19 protein-coding genes, 4 tRNA genes and 1 pseudogene are annotated in these 20,339 nt (G+C 24.6%); 18 read left to right on the top strand and 6 right to left on the bottom strand.

All coding sequences use genetic code 11. The features are described 5' to 3' along the window. Positions 1 to 53: 53 nt before the first annotated feature. The 8 genes from ilvD to BUCISPPS3390_RS01985 all read left to right on the top strand — a co-directional run bounded on the left by ilvD (position 54) and on the right by BUCISPPS3390_RS01985 (position 8,023). Entirely contained in the window at positions 54 to 1,901 is a 1,848-nt protein-coding gene (ilvD, locus tag BUCISPPS3390_RS02020; protein WP_154060967.1) for a dihydroxy-acid dehydratase, read from the top strand. A gap of 120 nt (positions 1,902 to 2,021) precedes the next feature. Beyond that, complete coding sequence (gene ilvC, locus BUCISPPS3390_RS02015; RefSeq protein ID WP_154060966.1) at positions 2,022 to 3,497, top strand: ketol-acid reductoisomerase; 1,476 nt, start codon at positions 2,022 to 2,024, stop codon at positions 3,495 to 3,497. Between the two features lie 117 nt (positions 3,498 to 3,614). Further along, the gene (locus BUCISPPS3390_RS02010) at positions 3,615 to 5,609 is read left to right on the top strand and encodes a UvrD-helicase domain-containing protein (protein WP_154060965.1); all 1,995 of its coding nucleotides are present in this window, start codon (positions 3,615 to 3,617) and stop codon (positions 5,607 to 5,609) included. Between the two features lie 92 nt (positions 5,610 to 5,701). Next, positions 5,702 to 6,037 (top strand): thioredoxin, encoded by a 336-nt coding sequence (gene trxA / locus BUCISPPS3390_RS02005; protein WP_154060964.1) that lies wholly within the window; start codon positions 5,702 to 5,704, stop codon positions 6,035 to 6,037. Positions 6,038 to 6,234: 197 nt separating this feature from the next. Continuing rightward, the gene (rho, locus tag BUCISPPS3390_RS02000; RefSeq protein ID WP_154060963.1) at positions 6,235 to 7,497 is read left to right on the top strand and encodes a transcription termination factor Rho; all 1,263 of its coding nucleotides are present in this window, start codon (positions 6,235 to 6,237) and stop codon (positions 7,495 to 7,497) included. Between the two features lie 189 nt (positions 7,498 to 7,686). Beyond that, a tRNA-Arg gene (locus BUCISPPS3390_RS01995) sits at positions 7,687 to 7,761 on the top strand. Positions 7,762 to 7,792: 31 nt separating this feature from the next. Next, positions 7,793 to 7,868 (top strand) — tRNA-His (locus BUCISPPS3390_RS01990). An 81-nt stretch (positions 7,869 to 7,949) separates the two neighbouring features. Then, a tRNA-Pro gene (locus tag BUCISPPS3390_RS01985) sits at positions 7,950 to 8,023 on the top strand. 24 nt (positions 8,024 to 8,047) lie between these two features. Here BUCISPPS3390_RS01985 and cyaY read toward each other — a convergent pair. After that, positions 8,048 to 8,383: an iron donor protein CyaY gene (gene cyaY, locus BUCISPPS3390_RS01980; protein ID WP_154060962.1), complete on the bottom strand. Its 336-nt coding sequence runs from the start codon at positions 8,381 to 8,383 to the stop codon at positions 8,048 to 8,050. 84 nt (positions 8,384 to 8,467) lie between these two features. Here cyaY and dapF point away from each other — a divergent pair. Then, positions 8,468 to 9,315, top strand: a pseudogene (gene dapF / locus BUCISPPS3390_RS01975) (diaminopimelate epimerase). A 440-nt stretch (positions 9,316 to 9,755) separates the two neighbouring features. Next, positions 9,756 to 10,655: a hypothetical protein gene (locus BUCISPPS3390_RS01970; protein ID WP_154060961.1), complete on the top strand. Its 900-nt coding sequence runs from the start codon at positions 9,756 to 9,758 to the stop codon at positions 10,653 to 10,655. A gap of 146 nt (positions 10,656 to 10,801) precedes the next feature. Here BUCISPPS3390_RS01970 and BUCISPPS3390_RS01965 read toward each other — a convergent pair whose 3' ends face one another. Continuing rightward, entirely contained in the window at positions 10,802 to 11,563 is a 762-nt protein-coding gene (locus BUCISPPS3390_RS01965; protein ID WP_232036971.1) for a ferredoxin--NADP(+) reductase, read from the bottom strand. 328 nt (positions 11,564 to 11,891) lie between these two features. Here BUCISPPS3390_RS01965 and zapB point away from each other — a divergent pair, with 328 nt between their 5' ends. Next, complete coding sequence (zapB, locus tag BUCISPPS3390_RS01960; protein ID WP_154060960.1) at positions 11,892 to 12,134, top strand: cell division protein ZapB; 243 nt, start codon at positions 11,892 to 11,894, stop codon at positions 12,132 to 12,134. A 171-nt stretch (positions 12,135 to 12,305) separates the two neighbouring features. Here the strand turns inward: zapB and hslU are convergent, their stop codons facing one another. Together hslU and hslV are read right to left on the bottom strand one after the other, a co-directional pair. After that, positions 12,306 to 13,643, bottom strand: a complete 1,338-nt coding sequence (gene hslU / locus BUCISPPS3390_RS01955; RefSeq protein WP_154060959.1) for an HslU--HslV peptidase ATPase subunit — start codon at positions 13,641 to 13,643, stop codon at positions 12,306 to 12,308. Positions 13,644 to 13,656: 13 nt separating this feature from the next. Next, positions 13,657 to 14,187 carry an ATP-dependent protease subunit HslV gene (gene hslV, locus BUCISPPS3390_RS01950; RefSeq protein WP_154060958.1) on the bottom strand — a complete coding sequence of 177 codons (531 nt, stop codon included), beginning with the start codon at positions 14,185 to 14,187 and terminating at the stop codon, positions 13,657 to 13,659. Between the two features lie 233 nt (positions 14,188 to 14,420). Between hslV and rpmE the strand changes: the two genes are divergently transcribed. Next, positions 14,421 to 14,630 carry a 50S ribosomal protein L31 gene (gene rpmE / locus BUCISPPS3390_RS01945; protein ID WP_154049046.1) on the top strand — a complete coding sequence of 70 codons (210 nt, stop codon included), beginning with the start codon at positions 14,421 to 14,423 and terminating at the stop codon, positions 14,628 to 14,630. Between the two features lie 168 nt (positions 14,631 to 14,798). Here rpmE and BUCISPPS3390_RS01940 read toward each other — a convergent pair. Together BUCISPPS3390_RS01940 and orn are read right to left on the bottom strand one after the other, a co-directional pair. Next, positions 14,799 to 14,871 (bottom strand) — tRNA-Gly (locus BUCISPPS3390_RS01940). 103 nt (positions 14,872 to 14,974) lie between these two features. Continuing rightward, positions 14,975 to 15,526, bottom strand: a complete 552-nt coding sequence (gene orn / locus BUCISPPS3390_RS01935) for an oligoribonuclease (RefSeq protein WP_154060957.1) — start codon at positions 15,524 to 15,526, stop codon at positions 14,975 to 14,977. 159 nt (positions 15,527 to 15,685) lie between these two features. Here orn and pgi point away from each other — a divergent pair, with 159 nt between their 5' ends. The 6 genes from pgi (at position 15,686) to BUCISPPS3390_RS01905 (ending at position 20,308) form a co-directional block, all read left to right on the top strand. Next, entirely contained in the window at positions 15,686 to 17,320 is a 1,635-nt protein-coding gene (gene pgi, locus BUCISPPS3390_RS01930; RefSeq protein ID WP_154060956.1) for a glucose-6-phosphate isomerase, read from the top strand. A gap of 188 nt (positions 17,321 to 17,508) precedes the next feature. Next, positions 17,509 to 18,426, top strand: coding sequence for a tRNA (adenosine(37)-N6)-dimethylallyltransferase MiaA (gene miaA / locus BUCISPPS3390_RS01925; RefSeq protein ID WP_232036970.1), 918 nt, complete (start codon positions 17,509 to 17,511; stop codon positions 18,424 to 18,426). Between the two features lie 245 nt (positions 18,427 to 18,671). Then, positions 18,672 to 19,064, top strand: a complete 393-nt coding sequence (rpsF, locus tag BUCISPPS3390_RS01920; protein ID WP_154060954.1) for a 30S ribosomal protein S6 — start codon at positions 18,672 to 18,674, stop codon at positions 19,062 to 19,064. Between the two features lie 67 nt (positions 19,065 to 19,131). Continuing rightward, a complete protein-coding gene (gene rpsR, locus BUCISPPS3390_RS01915; protein ID WP_154060953.1) occupies positions 19,132 to 19,359 on the top strand; it encodes a 30S ribosomal protein S18 in 228 nt (75 codons plus the stop codon). A gap of 60 nt (positions 19,360 to 19,419) precedes the next feature. Further along, positions 19,420 to 19,869 (top strand): 50S ribosomal protein L9, encoded by a 450-nt coding sequence (rplI, locus tag BUCISPPS3390_RS01910; protein ID WP_154060952.1) that lies wholly within the window; start codon positions 19,420 to 19,422, stop codon positions 19,867 to 19,869. 28 nt (positions 19,870 to 19,897) lie between these two features. Next, positions 19,898 to 20,308 carry a dUTP diphosphatase gene (locus tag BUCISPPS3390_RS01905; RefSeq protein WP_154060951.1) on the top strand — a complete coding sequence of 137 codons (411 nt, stop codon included), beginning with the start codon at positions 19,898 to 19,900 and terminating at the stop codon, positions 20,306 to 20,308. The last annotated feature ends 31 nt before the right edge of the window (positions 20,309 to 20,339 follow it).

Genomic DNA, 20,339 nt, shown 5'->3' with positions numbered 1-20,339 from the left:
TGTAAATAAAAATATTATATTTTTTTAAATTTTATGCAAAAAGAGTTTATTCCATGCCAAAATATCGTTCATCAACAACTATTAACGGTAAAAATATGGCCGGAGCAAGAGCATTATGGCGCGCAACCGGTGTACAAGATAAAGATTTTGGTAAACCAATTATTGCAGTAGTTAATTCATTTACTGAATTTGTCCCGGGTCACATACATTTACGTGAATTGGGTAAATTAGTGTCCAGTCAGATTTATAAACACGGAGGAATTCCTAAAGAATTTAATACTATTGCTATTGACGATGGGATTGCTATGGGGCATTCCGGTATGCTTTATTCGCTACCCTCTAGAGAATTAATAGCAGATTCTATTGAATATATGATTAACGCGCATTGTGTTGATTCTATGGTATGTATCTCAAATTGTGATAAGATTACACCAGGTATGTTACTGGCTTCTTTACGATTGAATATTCCCTCTGTTTTTATTTCTGGAGGACCTATGGAATCAGGGAAAATAACAGTTGATGATCATATTATAAAAATTGATTTAGTTGATGCTATTACCCACGGAGCCAATAAAAATACTTCACCACATATTTTATCTAAAATTGAACATTTTGCTTGCCCAACATGTGGTTCATGTTCAGGAATGTTTACTGCTAATTCTATGAATTGTTTAACTGAAGCTATTGGTTTGTCGTTACCTGGAAATGGGACGATTTTGGCTACTCATGTTGATAGAAAAGATTTATTTTTACAAGCCGGTAAAATTATTGTTAAAAATACAAAAGATTATTATCAATGCAATAACAGCAGTTTATTACCTAGAAATCTAGTAACGCGTTCTACTTTAAAAAACGCTATGATTTTAGATATTGCTATGGGTGGATCTACTAATACTGTATTACATTTATTAGCTATGGCTCATGAAGCAAAAATTGATTTTTCAATGACAGATATTGATCACTTATCTAGAATAGTTCCCCATTTATGTAAAATTTCTCCTAGTACTACTAAATATCATATGGAAGATTTACATCGTTCTGGAGGAGTAATTGGTATTTTGTCTGAATTAAATAAAATTAATTTATTAAAAACATCAGTATTTAATATATTAGGATTAACATTAAAGGAAACCATTGAAAAGTATGATATATTGAATATGTCTAATAAAGACATATTTCGTTTTTATTCATCTGGTCCTCAGGGTGTTAAAACTATAGTTCCTTTTTCACAATCATTTCGATGGTCTAAATTAGACACAGATCGCATCCATGGTTGTATTCGATCTAAAAAATACGCATATAGTCAAGATGGAGGATTAGCTGTATTAACTGGTAATTTAGCACTTCATGGTTGTATAGTAAAAACAGCTGCAATTGATAAAAAAAACATGATATTTTCAGGAACAGCTAAAGTATATGAAAGTCAAGATGAAGCTGTTCATGCTATTTTAAATTATGAAATTTGTTCTGGAGATGTAGTAGTTATCCGATATGAAGGACCTCGTGGAGGACCAGGAATGCAAGAAATGCTTTATCCTACTACATATTTAAAATCTATAGGATTGGATAAAAAGTGTGCATTAATTACTGATGGTCGTTTTTCTGGCGGAACATCTGGTATTTCTATAGGTCATATTTCTCCTGAAGCAGCTACAAAGGGATTAATCGCTTTAATATATAACGGAGATATAATTAACATCAATATTTTACAACGCAGTATAACTTTACAAATTTCTGTACAGGAAATAAAGCGTCGAAGAATTCTAGAAGAAAAAAGAGGAAAAAAATCTTATACACCTAAAAATCGTGTACGAAATATTTCAGATTCTTTACGAATGTACAGTATGTTTGCTACCAGCGCTGATACTGGAGCAGTAAGAAATTTGAAAAAAATATATTAATTCTAATTTTATTAAAACCATATTTTTATATAGATAAAAATATTATATATATGTATGCGTAGTATGTATACAATAACTGTAACGCGTATAGTTTTATTTTTTTAAAATCGGAGCATATGCATGAATAATTTTTTTAATTCTCTCTCTTTTAGAGAAAAATTAATAGATTTACATACTGGTTTTTTACTGGGTAGACATGAATTTTTACAGACAAAAAAAGTATTACAAAATAAAAAAATTGTTATAGTAGGATGTGGTGCTCAAGGATTAAATCAAGGACTTAATTTACGAGATTCTGGATATAATATTTCTTTTGCTCTTAGAAAATCTTCTATATTAAATAAATCTAATTCTTGGAAAAATGCTATTAAGGAAAATTTTTTTGTAGATACATATAAAAAATTAATTCCTAATGCAGATCTAGTAATTAATCTAACACCTGATAAACAACATTCCCGAGTTATTAAAAAATTACAATCTTTAATGAAAAAAAATTCTGTTTTGGGTTATTCTCACGGATTTAATATTGTTGAAGAAGGAGAAAATATTCGATCAGATATTACTGTCATTATGGTAGCTCCTAAGTGTCCTGGTACTGAAGTACGACAAGAATTTTTAAGAGGATTTGGTGTCCCAACATTAATTGCTGTACATAAAAAAAATGATTCACAAAACAAAGGTTTGAATATTGCAAAGGCATGGGCTTTTGGTTTAGGTGCGCATCGTGCTGGAGTATTACAGTCTTCTTTTATTGCTGAAGTAAAATCTGATTTAATGGGAGAGCAAACTATTTTATGTGGTATGCTACAAGCTTGTTCTCTTGCCTGCTATGAACATCTTATAGAAAAAGGATATAGTTCTGATTATTCTGCTACTTTGTTGCAATTTGGATGGGAAAAATTAGCAGAATGTATGAAAGAGGGTGGAATAAAATTATTGTTAGATCGTTTGTCTAATCCAGCTAAAATTCGCGCACATCAATTATCTTTACAACTAAAAAATATACTAAAACCATTGTTTTGTTTACATATGGATAATATTATTTCCGGTGATTTTTCGGAAAATATGATGTTAGATTGGAAAAATGGAGATAAAAAATTAATCCAATGGAGGAAAGACTTAAAAAAATCTAATTTTGAAAATGCTGATGTATATTCTGGAAGAAAAATTCTAGATTATGAATATTTTGATAAATGCGTGTTAATGGTTGCCATGTTAAAAGCTGGTGTAGAATTATCATTTGAAGTTATGGTAGAAACAGGGATAACTCCAGCTTCAGCATATTATGAATCTTTACATGAATTACCATTAATTACTAATACAATTTCGAGAAAAAGATTGTATGAAATGAATTTAGTTATTTCTGATACAGCAGAATATGGTAGTTATTTATTTTCTGAACGAGCACTTCCTATATTAAATAAATTCATGCGTACTATTCGTAGTGATGATTTAGGAGAATCTGTTGAGAATCGATCTATCAGCAATCAAGAATTACAATATGTTAATGATATAGTTAGTAATCATGCTATTGAAAAAATAGGAAGAAAATTACGTCTATATATGAATATTATGAAGTCTACAATAATTAAATAGTTTTTTGACTATGTATTATAATCTTTAAATATTTTAACAAGATGTATAAATTTAATTTTTTATTTATTAAATAATAAAAAACAAATTTTAAAATCTTATTTTCAAGACATTATATTTATGATGTTAAATAAATTTCAAAATAAAGCTATTCATATAATTGATAATCCGTGTTTAATTTTAGCTGGAGCAGGATCAGGTAAAACTAGTGTTATAATTAATAAAGTTATAACATTAATTACTATATATCAATATGATCCTAAAAAAATTTTTGCAATAACATTTACTAATAAAGCAGCTAAAGAAATTAAATATCGTTTATGTAAAAAATTAACTGTTAAACAAATTAAAGATGTCACAGTATCTACTTTTCATGCATTAGGTCTACAGATTATTCGTAGTGAATATAAAATTTTAGGTTTAAAAAAAAATTTTACATTGTTTGATGAAGATGAACAGTTGCGTCTTTTAAAAAGTTTAACTGATACTAATATTAAAAATGATGTTTTTTTTTTAAAGAAATTACTTTATCAAATTTCTAATTGGAAAAATAAGTTATTAACTCCTAAATTAGCTTACAAGAAAATTAATTCTTCTTTAGAAAGGACATATGTTTTTTTATATGAAAAATATGATTTGTTTTTAAAACAACACAATATACTAGATTTTAGTGATTTGATTTTTTTACCTACTGTGTTGCTACAAAATAATACTTATGTAAGATTGAATTGGCAAAAAAAAGTTCAATATTTGTTAGTAGATGAATATCAAGACATTAATCTTAGTCAATATCAATTAATGAAGTTATTATGTGGTTATAACGCTAATTTAACAGTTGTTGGTGATAATGATCAATCCATTTATTCATGGAGAGGAGCTCAACAAAAAATTTTTTATTTACTGAAACAAGATTTTCCTTCTTTAGACGTAATTAAACTGGAACAAAATTATCGTTCTTCTGGATGTATATTGCATGCAGCTAATATATTAATTTCCAATAATATTAATTTTTTTAATAAAAAATTATTTTCTACTTTAGATTACGGAAATAAAATTTTTGTGTTTATGTCTTTTAACGAAATTCATGAAGCACAACAAATGATTCAATATATTCAAGAACATAAATATAATTATAAAAACCAATATAATGATTATGCAATTTTATATCGTAGCAATTATCAAGTAAAGGTTGTCGAATCAGAATTAATATATCGAAATATTCCGTATATTGTTCATGCAGGGCATTCTTTTTTCAGTTCTTTGGAAATTAAGGATTTATTAGCTTATTTAAGATTAATTGTTAATCATACAGATGATTTGGCTTTTTTGCGAATTATTAATGTTCCGCGTCGAAAAATAGGATTAATTACTTTATCTAAGTTAAAAATTTTTGCTAAGGAAAATCAAATTAGTTTATTTGCTGCAAGTACAGATAAACGTATGATTGTTCAATTAAAAACAAATGTTGTATTAAAATTAAATAATTTTATAGTATGGATTTTACATTTATCCTCATTTTTATCACATAAACCAGAAAATATTTTAGATTATATAATTAGTGATGTTAATTATTTTGATTGGGTTGTTAATTATTACAATAACGTTACTATATCTGAAAGACGTATACAGGATATAGTTTTTTTTTCACAATGGTTGTATAAAACATTAGTAGGTAATAGTACAACCATACCTCTAAAATTAGAGGATGTATTAATACATTTTCTGTGTGGTGATTTTGAACATTTAGATACCGATCGTACTGATTTAGAAAATGATAAATTACATTTAATGACTATACATGCTTCTAAAGGACTAGAATTTTCAGTTGTTTGTATTATTGGAATGGAAGAAGGAACTTTTCCACATCAAAAAAGTATTATAGATAATAATATTACAGAAGAACGTCGTTTGATGTATGTGGGAATGACTCGTGCAAAAACACAATTATTACTTAGTTTTTGTAAAAACAAGAAAAAATTTGGTGTTTTTAGTAATTTACAACCGAGTCGTTTTTTATTTGAATTGCCAAAAAAAGAAATTTACTGGGTTAAATATCATATGGATTGTAATAAAAAACTATGTAATAAAAATTACATAATATCTGACTTAAAATAATATTTTCTATATTAGTAAAATTATTATTATAAAAATACTATCAATAATATTAAAAATATTGATTTTTATCTAATATATGTATTGGGGTTTTTATGAAAATAACCAAAATTATTGAATTAACGGATAAGAATTTTAAAAAAGAAGTATTTTTTTCAGAAAAATGTGTTTTAGTAGATTTTTGGGCAGATTGGTGTGGTCCGTGCAAAATTTTATCACCTGTATTAGAAGATATTGCTGAAGATTATTTTGAACGAATTGTTGTAGGAAAAATTAATATTGATATGAATAAAAAAATACCGATAAAATATTCTATTAGAGGTATTCCAACATTATTATTATTTAATAAAAATAAAATCATAGGAACTAAAATAGGTGTTATATCAAAAATGGAACTAAAAAACTTTTTGGATGAAAAATTGTCACATTAAAATTTTTTATTTTATTAGTATTGTTTTTGATTATTAAGTATAACAAAAAAATAATTTGATTATTTTTAATGAACTATATATTTGTGTTTTTCAAAATACCGAATCATACATACATTATTATATATATATTTATTATACATTTATTATTGTACATTAATATTTTATATTTTTTTAAATGGATTGAAAAATTTCCTATTATGAATCTTACCGAATTAAAAAATACATCAGTATCAAAACTTATTATTGTAGGTAAAAAGATAGGTCTTGAAAATTTAGCACGTACACGTAAACAAGATATAATTTTTTCTATATTAAAACAGCATTCAAAAAGTGGAGAAGATATATTTGGAGATGGTGTTTTAGAAATTTTACAGGATGGTTTTGGTTTTTTAAGGTCTTCAGATAGTTCTTATTTAGCTGGACCCGATGATATTTATGTATCTCCTAGTCAAATTCGTCGTTTTAACTTAAGAACCGGAGATACTATTTCAGGTAAAATTAGACCTCCCAAAGAAGGGGAGCGTTATTTTGCTTTATTAAAAGTTAATACTATAAATTATGATAAACCTGAAAACGCGCGTAGTAAAATTTTGTTTGAAAATTTAACTCCTTTACATGCTAATTCTAGATTAAAAATGGAAAGAGGTAATGGTTCTAAAGAAGATTTAACTGCTAGAGTATTGGATTTATCTTCTCCTATAGGTCGTGGGCAAAGAGGTTTAATTGTAGCTCCTCCTAAAGCTGGAAAAACTATGTTGTTGCAAAATATTGCTCAAAGCATTGCTTATAATCATCCAGATTGTGTTTTAATGGTTCTTCTGATAGATGAACGACCAGAAGAAGTAACTGAAATGCAAAGGTTGGTTAAAGGTGAAGTGGTAGCCTCTACTTTCGATGAACCAGCTTCTAGACATGTCCAAGTATCTGAAATGGTAATTGAACGGGCAAAAAGATTAGTAGAACATAAAAAAGATGTTGTTATTCTATTAGATTCAATTACTCGATTAGCCAGAGCGTATAATACTGTTGTTCCAGCATCCGGAAAAGTGTTAACAGGAGGAGTAGATGCTAACGCTTTACATAGACCTAAAAGGTTTTTTGGAGCGGCTAGAAATGTAAAAGAAGGAGGTAGCTTAACGATTATTGCTACAGCTTTAGTTGATACTGGCTCTAAAATGGATGAAGTAATTTATGAAGAATTTAAAGGTACTGGTAATATGGAACTGCCTTTATCTAGAAAAATAGCAGAAAAAAGAGTATTTCCTGCTATCGATTATAATCGCTCTGGAACACGAAGAGAAGAATTATTAACTATTCCTGAAGAACTACAAAAAATGTGGATTTTACGGAAAATTATTCATCCTATGGGTGAAATAGATGCTATGGAATTTTTAATTAATAAACTATCTATGACTAAAACTAATGATGAATTTTTTGATATGATGAAAAGATCAAAATAATATTTTTTTATTAAGTTATTAAAATAATTTTTATTAGTTTATCATAACAGATGATTTTTATTATAAAAATAAAGATAAAGTACTAGATTTTTTTAGTTAGTGTATATATAATATTTATTAGATAATAAAAATTTATTTTAATAATACATATTATGTATATACATTGTTGTTATTTATAATAAATTTTTTGCGTCCGTAGCTCAATTTGGATAGAGCATTACTTTCCGAAAGTAAAGGTCTCAGGTTCAAATCCTGTCGGACGCAAGTTATGTGTATTTTTGTATAAAAATTTTTGGTGGTCATAGCTTAGTTGGTAGAGCTCTGGATTGTGATTCCAGCGGTCATGGGTTCAAATCCCATTGACCACCCCATATATATGAAAAATACATTATATATAATATTAATTTTATGAATATTTTTTATTTATTAATTGTTTATTAGTTAAAATAATTCGGCGAATAGCGCAGCTTGGTAGCGCAACTGGTTTGGGACCAGTGGGTCAGAGGTTCAAATCCTCTTTCGCCGATAATAAAGAAATAAAAAATTTTTTTTAAATATCATTTAAAGTATTAAACTTAAATAAGTAATTAGTCTGTATTAAAAATTCTTTTTTTAAAATTTTATTTATTGTTTGGTTTGAACGTATACATATCCAAGTTCTTTTTTTATATAATAAGTGATATCCTTGACTAGATGTAGCTATCCATAATTGTTTTAGAAATATTTGTGATGTAATGATTATTTTTTTATTGTTAAAAAATGTAATTTCCAGCATATTATCTAATAATAAATAATCAATATCTATTTTCTTGTTGTTTTTACTCAAAATTTCTTCTATTCTTAACAGTGTTTTTTTGATTTTTTTATGAAATAAAATATCACGCATATTATACCTAATATAGATTATTTTTAATGAATAATTTTTAAAAATTTAATTATAACATTTATTTTTTAAATGAGGAATTTTAATATGTTTTTAAAAAAAAATGTTGTTTTTTTTTCGAAAATGCATGGTTTAGGAAATGATTTTGTTTTAATTGATTCTACACAACATGATTTTTTTTTTCACCACAATTAATAAAAAAATGGTCAGATAGGTATTTAGGTATTGGTTTTGATCAACTTTTAGTTCTTCAGCGTCCAACTTGTACGCGAGCTAGTTTTTATTATAGAATTTTTAATTCTAATGGTGTAGAAGTTGAACAATGTGGTAATGGAGCTAGATGTATTGCATATTATTTATTTTTAAAGAAAAAAATTAGTAAAAAAAAAATTTGTGTTAGCACGAAAAATAGATATCTATTTTTAGAGCATGTAAAAAATAATATTTTTAAAATAGATATGGGTGAACCTATTTTTACTCCAAAGAATATTCCTTTTTTATGTACTTCTGAACAATCAAGTTATTCTATAATTATTTATGGAATAAATTATTTGATTTATGTAGTTACTATTGGTAATCCTCATTGTATCATTCAAGTAGATGATGTAAAAAATGTAGATGTTAAAAAAATTGGTGGTGAATTATCTACACATAGTTGTTTTCCAGAAGGTATTAATGTTGGTTTTATGCAAATAATATCTAAAAAAAAAATATTATTACGAGTATATGAACGACATGTTGGTGAAACATATGCTTGTGGTAGTGGAGCATGTGCAGCTGTTGCTGTTGGTATAAGAAACAAAATATTATCTAATAAAGTTACTGTTACTCTATTGTATGGTCAACTAACAATTTCTTGGAGTGGTTTATCAGGACATTCTTTATATATGTCAGGAGAAGCTGTGCATGTATATGACGGTATGATTACATTTTAGTTAAACTTAATATTATAATTTTTTTATATTTACATAAATTTTTATATGAATTCTCTATAAAAAATTAACTTTTTTATTTTTTTTTGCATGAAATGCATTTATTGTTTGACTTTTCCTATATTGTGCAGTATATAAGGAACATAAGATTATATATAAAAATTTTTTATGTGCAAAAATTTTTATTGATTTTTTAATATAAAGTATAATTTATATATTATTAAATTTTTTGATTATTGTTTTGTGAAATATTAAAAATATATAATAAATATTTTAATTCTTAAACATATATTTAAATATATTTTCTTATATTATAGTTTTTTATAACAAGAATTTAATATAATTTATTTTATTTTTTGTGATTTTTAGTTTTTAAAAAACATTTTTATAAATTAATTTTATTAATATGTTATGTTTAATAAATAGAAAAGGATAGAAATGCTATGTCATCAGTTTCTTCAATAAGATCTAATGTGAATTTTAACTTAGAACTTATAAAACAAGTTAATAATAACAGTGTGTTAAAAAATCAAGATTTCAAAAATGTTGATATTACAATTATTAATAACGCTAATCAAGAGTATATAGCGCATATTTCTCCTAATAATCAATATGATCAAGAAAACATCATAGATTCTAGTAAAAATTCTGATTGTGCGTCTATGGATTTTGATAATGGTATTTTTAATTGTCCTAATGCTTCTGTATCTGAAGAACATGTTGATAATTCAATAAGTAATTCTGATTTTCATAGTACACCTCAATATTACCGTTTAGATGATGGAGTTACAGATTTCTTACCAGAAATTTTTAACAATTCTGATATAAACTGGAATATATTGAATTCTGTTAATTTTTCCGCTAAAACTGAATTATTCTCACAAAAATTACAACAATCTTTTAAAGAATTAACTAAAACTGGTAGATTAGAGCAAAAATTTTTAGATAATATCCATAATAAAACTGTTTTTTTAAATGGTAGCAGAATTCCTTCTAATCAAGCTCCAGATATAATGAATATATTTCAAACTTCTGTCACAGATTATGAAGAGCAACAATTAATTTCTACTTATGTACATCCTGAAGTGCTAGAAGCTGCATGGAATAATTTAATTTCTCGTTATCCTGAAGTTGAATATCGAGTATCTGATAATGTACGTTTTGCGTATGAAATTGATAAAATTGGTCCTGATATGTATAAAGTAGCAGTTACTAAAACAGCAGATCTACAGTCTTCTTATTCAGAAAATATTGATGAAATTAATCAATATGGTGTTCGTGCTGCTATGATTATTAGTAAAAATTCTGATCCAGAAATAAGATATTCATTTTTTGTGCGTTAATTATATAAATATTTTAATTAATATAAATTAAAATTATTTAATGTATTACTGCATGTATTTGGAATTGATTCCTTTTTTAATGGGAATCAATTCCGAAAAAATTGTACTATATTTATATATATAATTTATATACTAATATAAAAATTTTACCAATAATTTTCGCTTGTTATATGTCCTGGTTTTCTTCTAAAATGTTTTTTCATTTTTTTTAAAGAAAACAATATTTTTTGTGTATCTTTTATCATATTTGGATTACCACATAACATTATATGAGATTTTTTTTTGTTTAATGGTTCTTGAACGCATTGTTCTAATTTTCCCGAATGGATTAAATCAGGTATACGTCCAAATAGATATTTTTTATTTTTTTCTCTACTTAATATTATTTGTATAATAATTTTATTATTATATTTTTTTTGGATTTTATTAAATATATTTAGATAATTTAAATCTATACTATATTTAACAGCGTATATTAGGATTATCTTTTTGAATTTTTTTAATATATTTTCTTGTTGTAATATAGAACAATATGGACCTAATGCTGTTCCAGTAGCCATCATCCAAATATTTTCTTTTTTAGGTAATTCTTCCACAGTAAAAAAACCAAATGAATTTTTTGCTATGAAAATTTCATAATTGTATATATCATATAAATATGGTGTTAATTTTCCTTTCTTGATTAGTAAAATATAGAATTCTAAATTTTGATCACTAGGTGGATTTAAAAAAGAATATGCTCGTTGGATTCTTTGATTATTTTTATTAATATATGATAATTTTGTAAATTGTCCTGCTTTAAATGAATTAATAGGAGCACGTATAATAAGTGAAAATAAGTTATTTTTCCATTTTTTTAATTTTATAATTTTAACATTTAGCCATTGATTCATATCAGAATATTTCATTATGTATGTTCTATAATAACAAATTTATTATATTACATTAGGTTTAGAAGAATATAAAAATAACTGTTTTATTTAATAAATTTTTTATAATAATCATTAATTTGATGTAATGATTATTAAAAATAATTGTTAAATTTATTAAATAAAACGATTATTTTTATATAATATAATTAATGATATTTTTTGAAATATAAATATTAAAAATTGTTTTTTTAAAATTATTATATATATTATACTGTATATCTATACCTTATAAATTTTATTATAATTAATATATTATGTATTTTTTATTATATTAATAAATATTTTGTATTTAAATGGTATCATCATGGTTTTAGAAATATTCTCTAATTTAGAAATAAAAGTACAAAAATCAGTAGATTGTATTTTATCTTTAAAAAAAAAAATTAAAAATTTAAAATTAAAAAATAAAAACTTAAAAGAAAAATTAAAAAATCTTTATTCTTTAAAAAAACGTATAGAAGAAAAAAATATTATAATACAAGAAGAAAGGATTAAATGGAAAAATAAACTGAGATCTTTTTTAGAAAAAATAAATGATTTAGAGTAATGTTAATTTTATTTCATGTATTTAATTGTTGTATTTTTTTAATATTAATATGTAGTAACTTGCTACACGTAGTGTTTTATAATTGCCTATCATAAATTTTTAGATAGGCAATTTTTATAAAATATAGCAGTTACTAATTAATATTTTCAACGATACTTATTATCGTATTTTTTATAAAATAAATTTACTTAAATCTTGATTTTCCATTAATTTGTCTAAATGTAGACTAACATAGTTTTCATCAATATAAATTTTTTTTCCAAATTGTTCGTTAGAATTAAACGAAATATCTTCTATTAGCTTTTCTAATACTGTATACAATCGACGAGCTCCAATATTTTCCATTGATTCATTGATTTTCCATGATGCTTCAGCAATTTTATGGATTCCTTGTTTAGTGAAAACAATATCCACTCCTTCAGTTTTTATTAGAGCAATGTATTGAGCAGTAATAGATGCATTTGGTTCAGTAAGGATTCTTTCAAAATCATCTATTGTTAATGCATTTAGTTCTACACGAATTGGTAATCTACCTTGTAATTCTGGGATTAAATCAGAAGGAGTGGATGTTTGAAACGCACCAGAAGCTATGAATAGTATGTGATCTGTTTTTACAAAACCGTGTTTTGTAGATACAGTACATCCTTCAATTAATGGTAAAAGGTCCCTTTGAACACCTTCTCGTGATACATCTGAATTAGATGTAGAAGATCGATGTTTGCATATTTTATCAATTTCATCAATAAATACTATACTGTTTTGTTCTACAGAATATATTGCTTTTTCTTTTAATTCTTCTAAATTAATTAATTTAGCAGCTTCTTCTTCAACAATTAATTTCATTGCATCTTTTATCTTAAGTTTACGTAGATTTTTTTTCTTGCCTCCTAAGTTTTGGAACAAAGATTGTAGTTGATTTGTTAATTCTTCCATTCCTGGAGGAGACATAATTTCTATTCCTAAAGGAACTGAAGTGATTTGTATTTCTATTTCCTTGTTATCTAGTTCACCTTTACGTAATTTTTTTTTAAATATTTTTATTGTATCTTTAGGTTTTTCTGTAGATTTTTCATCGTTCCATTTATTACCATCTGGCATAGGTACTAAAATTTTTAAAATTTTTTCTTCAGCGCGTTTTTTTGCATATTTTTTATTCTTTTTTATATTTTGTGTTCTAATCATTTTTATTGCTAATTCTGTTAAATCCCGTATGATTGAATCTACTTCTTTTCCTACATAACCAACTTCAGTGAATTTAGTAGCTTCCACTTTAATAAAAGGAGCATTAGCTAATTTTGCTAGTCTACGAGCAATTTCTGTTTTTCCTACTCCTGTCGGACCAATCATTAGAATATTTTTTGGTGTTATTTCATGGCGTAGTTCTGAGTTTAACTGCATTCTTCTCCAACGGTTCCTTAACGCAATAGCAACAGCACGTTTAGCATTCTCTTGTCCAATAATATGTTTATTTAATTCTTGTACAATCTTGCGAGGAGTCATTGCTGACATGTATATTTCCTTATTATGTTTCTGAAGATATTTCTTTTATGGTAAATGATTGATTAGTATATATACAAATATTTGCAGCAATTTTTAAGGCTTTTTTTACTATAGTAGAAGCACTCAAATTTGTATTTTTAATTAAAGCATATGCAGCTGCTTGTGCGAATGCTCCGCCTGAACCGATGGCCATAACATCATTTTCTGGTTGTATTACATCTCCTGTTCCAGTAATAATAAGAGAATTTTTTTTATCAGCTACAGCTAGTAATGCTTCTAATTTTCTCAATAATCTATCAGTTCTCCAATCTTTAGCTAATTCTATAGCAGATCTTTGTAATTGTCCTTGGTATTTTTCTAACTTTTTTTCAAATAACTCAAACAATGTGAATGCATCTGCTGTTCCTCCAGCAAAACCCGCAATTACTTGATCTTTATAAATTGAACGAACTTTTTTTACATTACTTTTCATTACAGTATGTCCAAAAGTAGCTTGTCCATCACCACCAATTACTACTTTTCCATGTACGCGAACACTTAGTATTGTAGTCATAAATAACATAATCTCTTATTAAATATAGTTATATATATTTTACATGTATAAGGTTATTTTTATGAAATTAATAAATATTTTATACAATTAATATTGATTTTAAAAAATATTACATATAATATATGTAATATTTAGAATAATTAACTTTTGATTTTTTTTATGTTATGCAATATATTATTGCATTTAAAGGTATCTTTAGATAGTATACTACATTTTTCTTTGGAGAATATGTGATGAAAAAAAATATTCATCCTGAATACAAAAAAATTTTTGCTATTTGTTCGTGTGGTTATACAATTCCAGTTTTTTCTACTAAAAAGAAAGATATGTTACTTGATTTGTGTTCACAATGTCATCCATTTTATACAGGAAAACAGAGAAGTATGAATACAAAAGGTCGAATACAAAGATTTCAGAAACGTTTTAATTTATCAGAAATTTAAAATTAAAGGGTTTTTTGATATTAATAAAAATATATGATTTTTGGAAGAAATTTTGATTTTTTTAGCTGTGTTCAATATTTATTTATACAATATTTTATCTTTATACATAAAAAATAAATATTAATAACGTATTTTTGTATTTTTTACAAAAATTATGAAATTTTTTTGAGCGGGAAACGAGATTTGAACTCGCGACCGCAACCTTGGCAAGGTTGTGCTCTACCAGCTGAGCTATTCCCGCAATATATTATATTTTAATTATATAAAACATTGTTTTTTTTTGCAAGAATTATTTAAATAAAAATAGAATTTACAATACTTTATATATTTTAAAATATCTATTTTTACATAAAAAATAGATATTTTTTATATATTTTTAATTCTATTATTGATTCTATTAAATCTTCCTGCGCTCGATGAATTTTTTTTTTTTTTATTTTTTTTAAAATATTAGGTTTCCAGCGTTGAGCTAGTTCATTAATTGAACTAACATCTAAGTTTCTGTAATGAAAATATGATTCTAATTTTGGCATATGATATAATAAAAAAGCTCTATCTGTTGATATCGTGCTTCCACACATAGGGGAAATTTTTTTTTTAATCCATTTTTTCAAAAATAATAAGGTTTTTTTTTCAGCGCTCTTTTCGTTTTCCTTGCTAATGTTTATATTTTTAATTAATTCGTTATTTTTATGTATACAAAATATTTCATCATTCATTTTTTTCAAAAATTTTTTTTTTTGAAAAATTATAATGTTAGGTCCTATTTCTAAAATATTTAAATACTTGTCTGTAATAATAGTAGAAATTTCAATGATTTTATGAATTTTAGGATTTAATCCCGTCATCTCTAAATCAATCCAGATTAATTTTTCGTTTTTTTTGCTGTTTTTCATATTTTTTTATAAAACTTTTAGTACGTTAATTAACAACATACATCTTTTTTAATAATTTAAAGATATACGATATTTATATTTGAATAATTTAATAAATTATGTATACATTAAATGTATACTATATTGATATATAATAATTTAAATAATATAAGGGATAGAATGAAAAATATCAATCCAACTAAAACATTTTCTTGGAAGCAACTAACTAATCATTTTCATGATATTAAAAATATTCATATAAATGATCTATTTAATACAGATAAAAACAGATTCCATAATTATTCTATTTTATTTCAAGATAATATTTTAGTAGATTTTTCCAAAAATCGCATAACTAATCAAACTTTACAACTTTTATTAATGCTAGCTAAAGAATGTTTTTTAAGTGATGCTATACAAAGTATGTTTACAGGGCATAGAATTAATAGAACGGAAAATAGACCTGTTTTACATACGGCTCTGCGCAGTAAATTTAGTAATACGATAATTGTAGACAATACAAATATTATGATAAATATAAAAAGAGAATTAAAAAAAATAAAAGATTTTTCTGATTCTATTATTCAAGGTCGTTGGAAAGGATATACAGGAAAAAGTATTTCTGATGTAGTTAATGTTGGAATTGGTGGTTCATATCTCGGTCCTTACATGGTAACTGAGTCGTTAAAATTTTATAAAAACCATCTAAAAATTCATTTTATTTCTAATATTGATGGTACTAATATTGTTGAAATATTAAAAAAAATTAATTTAGAAACTACTATCTTTTTAATTGCTTCAAAATCTTTTACTACAGATGAAACTATAAGTAATGCTAATTATTTAAAAAATTGGTGTCTTTTTCATACTAACTGTTTACAATATCTTGATCTACATTTTTTTGCATTATGTGAAAATACAAACGCAGCATTAAATTTTGGTATTATTAATGAAAATATTTTTAAATTTTGGGAGTGGGTAGGAGGTCGTTATTCTTTATGGTCTTCTTCTGGTTTATCTATTGCTTTATCTGTTGGATTTAAAAATTTTGAATTATTATTGTACGGAGCGTATATAATGGATCAACATTTTTTAAATAAAGAGTTATCACAAAACATTCCAGTTATTTTAGCTTTGATTAGTTTGTGGTACACTAATTTTTTTAAAACAGAAACAGAAGCTATATTTCCTTATGATGAATACATGCACGCATTTCCTGAATATTTACAACAAAGCTATATGGAATCTAATGGAAAATCAATAGATCGTAGCGGTAATTTGGTTACGTGGAATACTAGTCCAATTATTTGGGGTCAATGTGGTACTAATGGTCAACATTCTTTTTTTCAACTATTGCATCAAGGTACAACTCTTATTCCATGTGATTTCATTATTCCAGCTGTGAGTCACAACTCTATTAATGATCATCATAAAAAATTATTATCAAATTTTTTAGCACAAACCAGATCTTTAGCTTTTGGTAACAAAAATAACATAGATAATAATATTAATTTAAATAATTTAAATTGTAGTTCACATACATCGTATAAATATTGTCCTGGAAACAAACCAACTAATTCAATTATGTTAAAGAATTTGACGCCATGTAATTTAGGTTCTTTGATATCTTTGTATGAACATAAGGTATTTGTTCAAGGAGTTATTTTGAATATTTTTAGTTTTGATCAATGGGGTGTTGAACTAGGAAAACTAGTGACTAATGATATATTTAGTGATTTATTAAAAGAAAAATTTAATAATTTATATGATAGTTCTACTCAAGGATTACTGAGTATTTATAAAAAATGGATGTAATTTGATTATTAAATCAATATTAAAAATTTTTTATACTGTTCCGTTTTGATATATAAATATAATTATATATATGATAATATATATTATATATAAAAAATTTTTTTATATTCTATGTATAAACTATAAAGGGTATATATTTTTACAATTGATAAAAAATAATGAATAATAAACCAATGATATTTTTTTTGATGGGTCCGACGGCTATAGGTAAGAGTGCAATTGCTCTTCAAATAAAAAAAAATTTTTCTATTATAGAGTTATTAAGTGTGGATTCTAAATTGATATATAAGGGGTTAAATATTGGAACTGATAAACCACTTGAAAAAGATTTACAAAAAAATACATATCGATTAATTAATATTTTAAAACCTCAAGAAATTTATTCATCCGCTGATTTTTACAGAGATGCTGTAAAAGAAATAGAAAATATTTTAAAGTTAGGAAAAATTCCTCTTTTAGTAGGAGGGACTATGTTTTATTTTAAAACATTACTCGACGGATTTTCTGATTTACCACCATCTAATCCTATTATTAGAAATTATATTTTTAACAATATATGTCTGGGAGAGAAAAAAAAATTGTTTGATGTTTTAAAAAAAATCGATCCACTTTCTAGTGAACAAATTCATATGAATGATATTCAGCGAGTTTTGCGCGCTGTTGAAATCTTTTTTGTTTCAGGTGGTTGTCCTCGAAGTACATTAATTAATTCTGTTAATAAAAAATTACCTTATAAAATTTTTCAATTCGGATTAGTTCCTTGTAAGAAAAGAATTTTATATAAAAAAATAGCACAAAGATTTTACTATATGTTAGAGCGTGGTTTTGAACAAGAGGTACGTAATTTGTATGAAAATAAAAATTTAAATCTTTCTCTTCCGTCTATTAATAGCATTGGTTATAAACAGATGTGGCTATATATACAAAATAAATGTACATATCAAGAAATGATTAATAGCACACTTAAATCTACTTATCAATTAGTTAAGCGTCAATTAACTTGGTTGAATAATTGGACAGATATTACTTTAATACCAGATAATAAAATAGATGTATTAATGAAGAAAATTCAAAAAATATTGTTATATAATTTAAATAAAAAATAGTATAAAAATATTATTTGTATATTAAAAATAAAATGTTGTTTTATCAGTTGATGAACATTAAATGCAACTTTTTTTAAAAAACTATATTTTTCATGAATATAATTATGTTAATATAATGGAATATTTTTAATGTGAAAAGAGTATTGTATTTTATATTTTATATAAAAAAGATATTTTAAAAAAAACTATTTTTTTAAAAAAATATTTAAAAATGGTTGTTTATATATTAAAAAGGAGTTTTATTTGTGCGTCACTATGAAATTATTCTGATGATTTATCCAGATAAAAATGAAAAAATTTTGCATGTTATTGATTTTTATACTAAGATTATATTGTCTAAATCTGGAACTATACATCGTTCAGAAAATTGGGGACAGCGTGTTTTATCATATTCTATAAATAAATTACAAAAAGCAAATTATGTTCTGATGAATATTGAAGTATCTATTGAATGTATGAAATATTTAGAAAATCATTTTAAATTTAATTCTAAAATTATTCGTAATTTAATTCTTGTATGCAATAAAGCACACACAGATATGTCTCCTATCTTACGCAATCAAGAAAATAAAAAAAAAGAAGTGATATCTACTAAAAATAATCATAAAAAGTATTTTGTTAATAATAATCACATTTAATTTTAAAATATAAAATTAATAATAAAAATTGTGTTTTGTTTTTATACAGTATAAAGGTATACATATTATGGTTCGTTATTTTCGTCGTAGAAAATTTTGTCGTTTTACTGCAGAAAGAGTTAAATATATAGATTATAAAGATATAGAGACTTTAAAAAATTATATTACTGAGAACGGAAAAATAGTTCCGAGTCGTATTACAGGAACAAAAGCAAAGTATCAAAGACAACTATCTCGCGCAATTAAAAGAGCACGATTTATTAGCTTGATTCCGTATACTGATCAACATCATTAGAATATAAAAATAGTATTCTTTTATGATGATTTTAAATGATACTCAAGGTGTTTATACTACATGAAAATTATTTTATTAAATACTATCAATAACATAGGAAAAAAAGGTCAATTAATTTCTGTAAAAAAAGGATACGCTAGAAATTATTTAATACCTACTTCAAAAGCATTGTTAGCGACTGAGAAAAATATTAAAATTTTTGAACAAAATAGAATGTATGCTGAAAAAAAAGAATCTAAAAAGATAAATCAAGCTATTAAAAGAGTTGATGCTATGAAGCTGATGGGTTCTATTGTTTTTTTTATGAAATCTAGTAAAAAAAATAAAATATTTGGTTCTATTGGTGTAAAAGATATTACAAAAACTTTATCAGAAATCGGTTTTTTAGTTTCTAAAAATGAAATAAAATTACCAAACGGATTATTACGATATTTAGGTGTTCATACTATTATATTTTCTCCTTATAAAAATATTTCTACTGAAATTCAAGTATCAATTTTATCGATATAAAAATTTTTTAAATTGTAGGTTTTGTTTTATGTGTATAAATGTATTGATGATAAATGTTAAATTCATAGATCCAAGTATCAAAAAAAATTTTAATTTTCCTGAATATTTATGTAATGGTTTATCAGGTTTTTTTTTAAGAGCTCATCTTGAACACAAGATGTGTCTTGTTTCTAAAAAAACAACATTAATTTCAACAGGACTGTTTATACACCTTTCGGATAAAAAAACTCGTGTTGTTATTGAACCTATCACTAGAATGAATAATAAATATCATATAATAATAGGAAATCCATTTAATTTTGTGGATTTTTTTGATTTTTTTGAAATAAAAGTGTCTTTATGGAATTGTAGTAAAAAAAATTTTTATATTAATCCTGGTGATAAAATTGCTCAATTATCAATTATTCCAAATAAAAAAATAAAATTTATATATATATAATATTATTAATATCCAGACATATAAACACAAT

Source organism: Buchnera aphidicola (Cinara cf. splendens/pseudotsugae 3390) (assembly GCF_900698845.1).
Taxonomy (GTDB): domain Bacteria; phylum Pseudomonadota; class Gammaproteobacteria; order Enterobacterales; family Enterobacteriaceae; genus Buchnera_F; species Buchnera_F aphidicola_AM.
The sequence above is the reverse complement of the archived record's forward strand: the minus strand, read 5'-3'. Positions and strand labels throughout refer to the sequence as shown.

Excerpts from the sequence above, each read along its gene's own strand:
- ilvD (WP_154060967.1), top strand. The coding sequence starts at position 54 with ATGCCAAAATATCGTTCATCAACAACTATTAACGGTAAAAATATGGCC.
- ilvC (WP_154060966.1), top strand. The coding sequence starts at position 2,022 with ATGAATAATTTTTTTAATTCTCTCTCTTTTAGAGAAAAATTAATAGAT.
- BUCISPPS3390_RS02010 (WP_154060965.1), top strand. The coding sequence starts at position 3,615 with ATGATGTTAAATAAATTTCAAAATAAAGCTATTCATATAATTGATAAT.
- trxA (WP_154060964.1), top strand. The coding sequence starts at position 5,702 with ATGAAAATAACCAAAATTATTGAATTAACGGATAAGAATTTTAAAAAA.
- rho (WP_154060963.1), top strand. The coding sequence starts at position 6,235 with ATGAATCTTACCGAATTAAAAAATACATCAGTATCAAAACTTATTATT.
- cyaY (WP_154060962.1), bottom strand. The coding sequence starts at position 8,383 with ATGCGTGATATTTTATTTCATAAAAAAATCAAAAAAACACTGTTAAGA.
- BUCISPPS3390_RS01970 (WP_154060961.1), top strand. The coding sequence starts at position 9,756 with ATGTCATCAGTTTCTTCAATAAGATCTAATGTGAATTTTAACTTAGAA.
- BUCISPPS3390_RS01965 (WP_232036971.1), bottom strand. The coding sequence starts at position 11,563 with ATGAAATATTCTGATATGAATCAATGGCTAAATGTTAAAATTATAAAA.
- zapB (WP_154060960.1), top strand. The coding sequence starts at position 11,892 with ATGGTTTTAGAAATATTCTCTAATTTAGAAATAAAAGTACAAAAATCA.
- hslU (WP_154060959.1), bottom strand. The coding sequence starts at position 13,643 with ATGTCAGCAATGACTCCTCGCAAGATTGTACAAGAATTAAATAAACAT.
- hslV (WP_154060958.1), bottom strand. The coding sequence starts at position 14,187 with ATGACTACAATACTAAGTGTTCGCGTACATGGAAAAGTAGTAATTGGT.
- rpmE (WP_154049046.1), top strand. The coding sequence starts at position 14,421 with ATGAAAAAAAATATTCATCCTGAATACAAAAAAATTTTTGCTATTTGT.
- orn (WP_154060957.1), bottom strand. The coding sequence starts at position 15,526 with ATGAAAAACAGCAAAAAAAACGAAAAATTAATCTGGATTGATTTAGAG.
- pgi (WP_154060956.1), top strand. The coding sequence starts at position 15,686 with ATGAAAAATATCAATCCAACTAAAACATTTTCTTGGAAGCAACTAACT.
- miaA (WP_232036970.1), top strand. The coding sequence starts at position 17,509 with ATGGGTCCGACGGCTATAGGTAAGAGTGCAATTGCTCTTCAAATAAAA.
- rpsR (WP_154060953.1), top strand. The coding sequence starts at position 19,132 with ATGGTTCGTTATTTTCGTCGTAGAAAATTTTGTCGTTTTACTGCAGAA.
- rplI (WP_154060952.1), top strand. The coding sequence starts at position 19,420 with ATGAAAATTATTTTATTAAATACTATCAATAACATAGGAAAAAAAGGT.
- BUCISPPS3390_RS01905 (WP_154060951.1), top strand. The coding sequence starts at position 19,898 with ATGTGTATAAATGTATTGATGATAAATGTTAAATTCATAGATCCAAGT.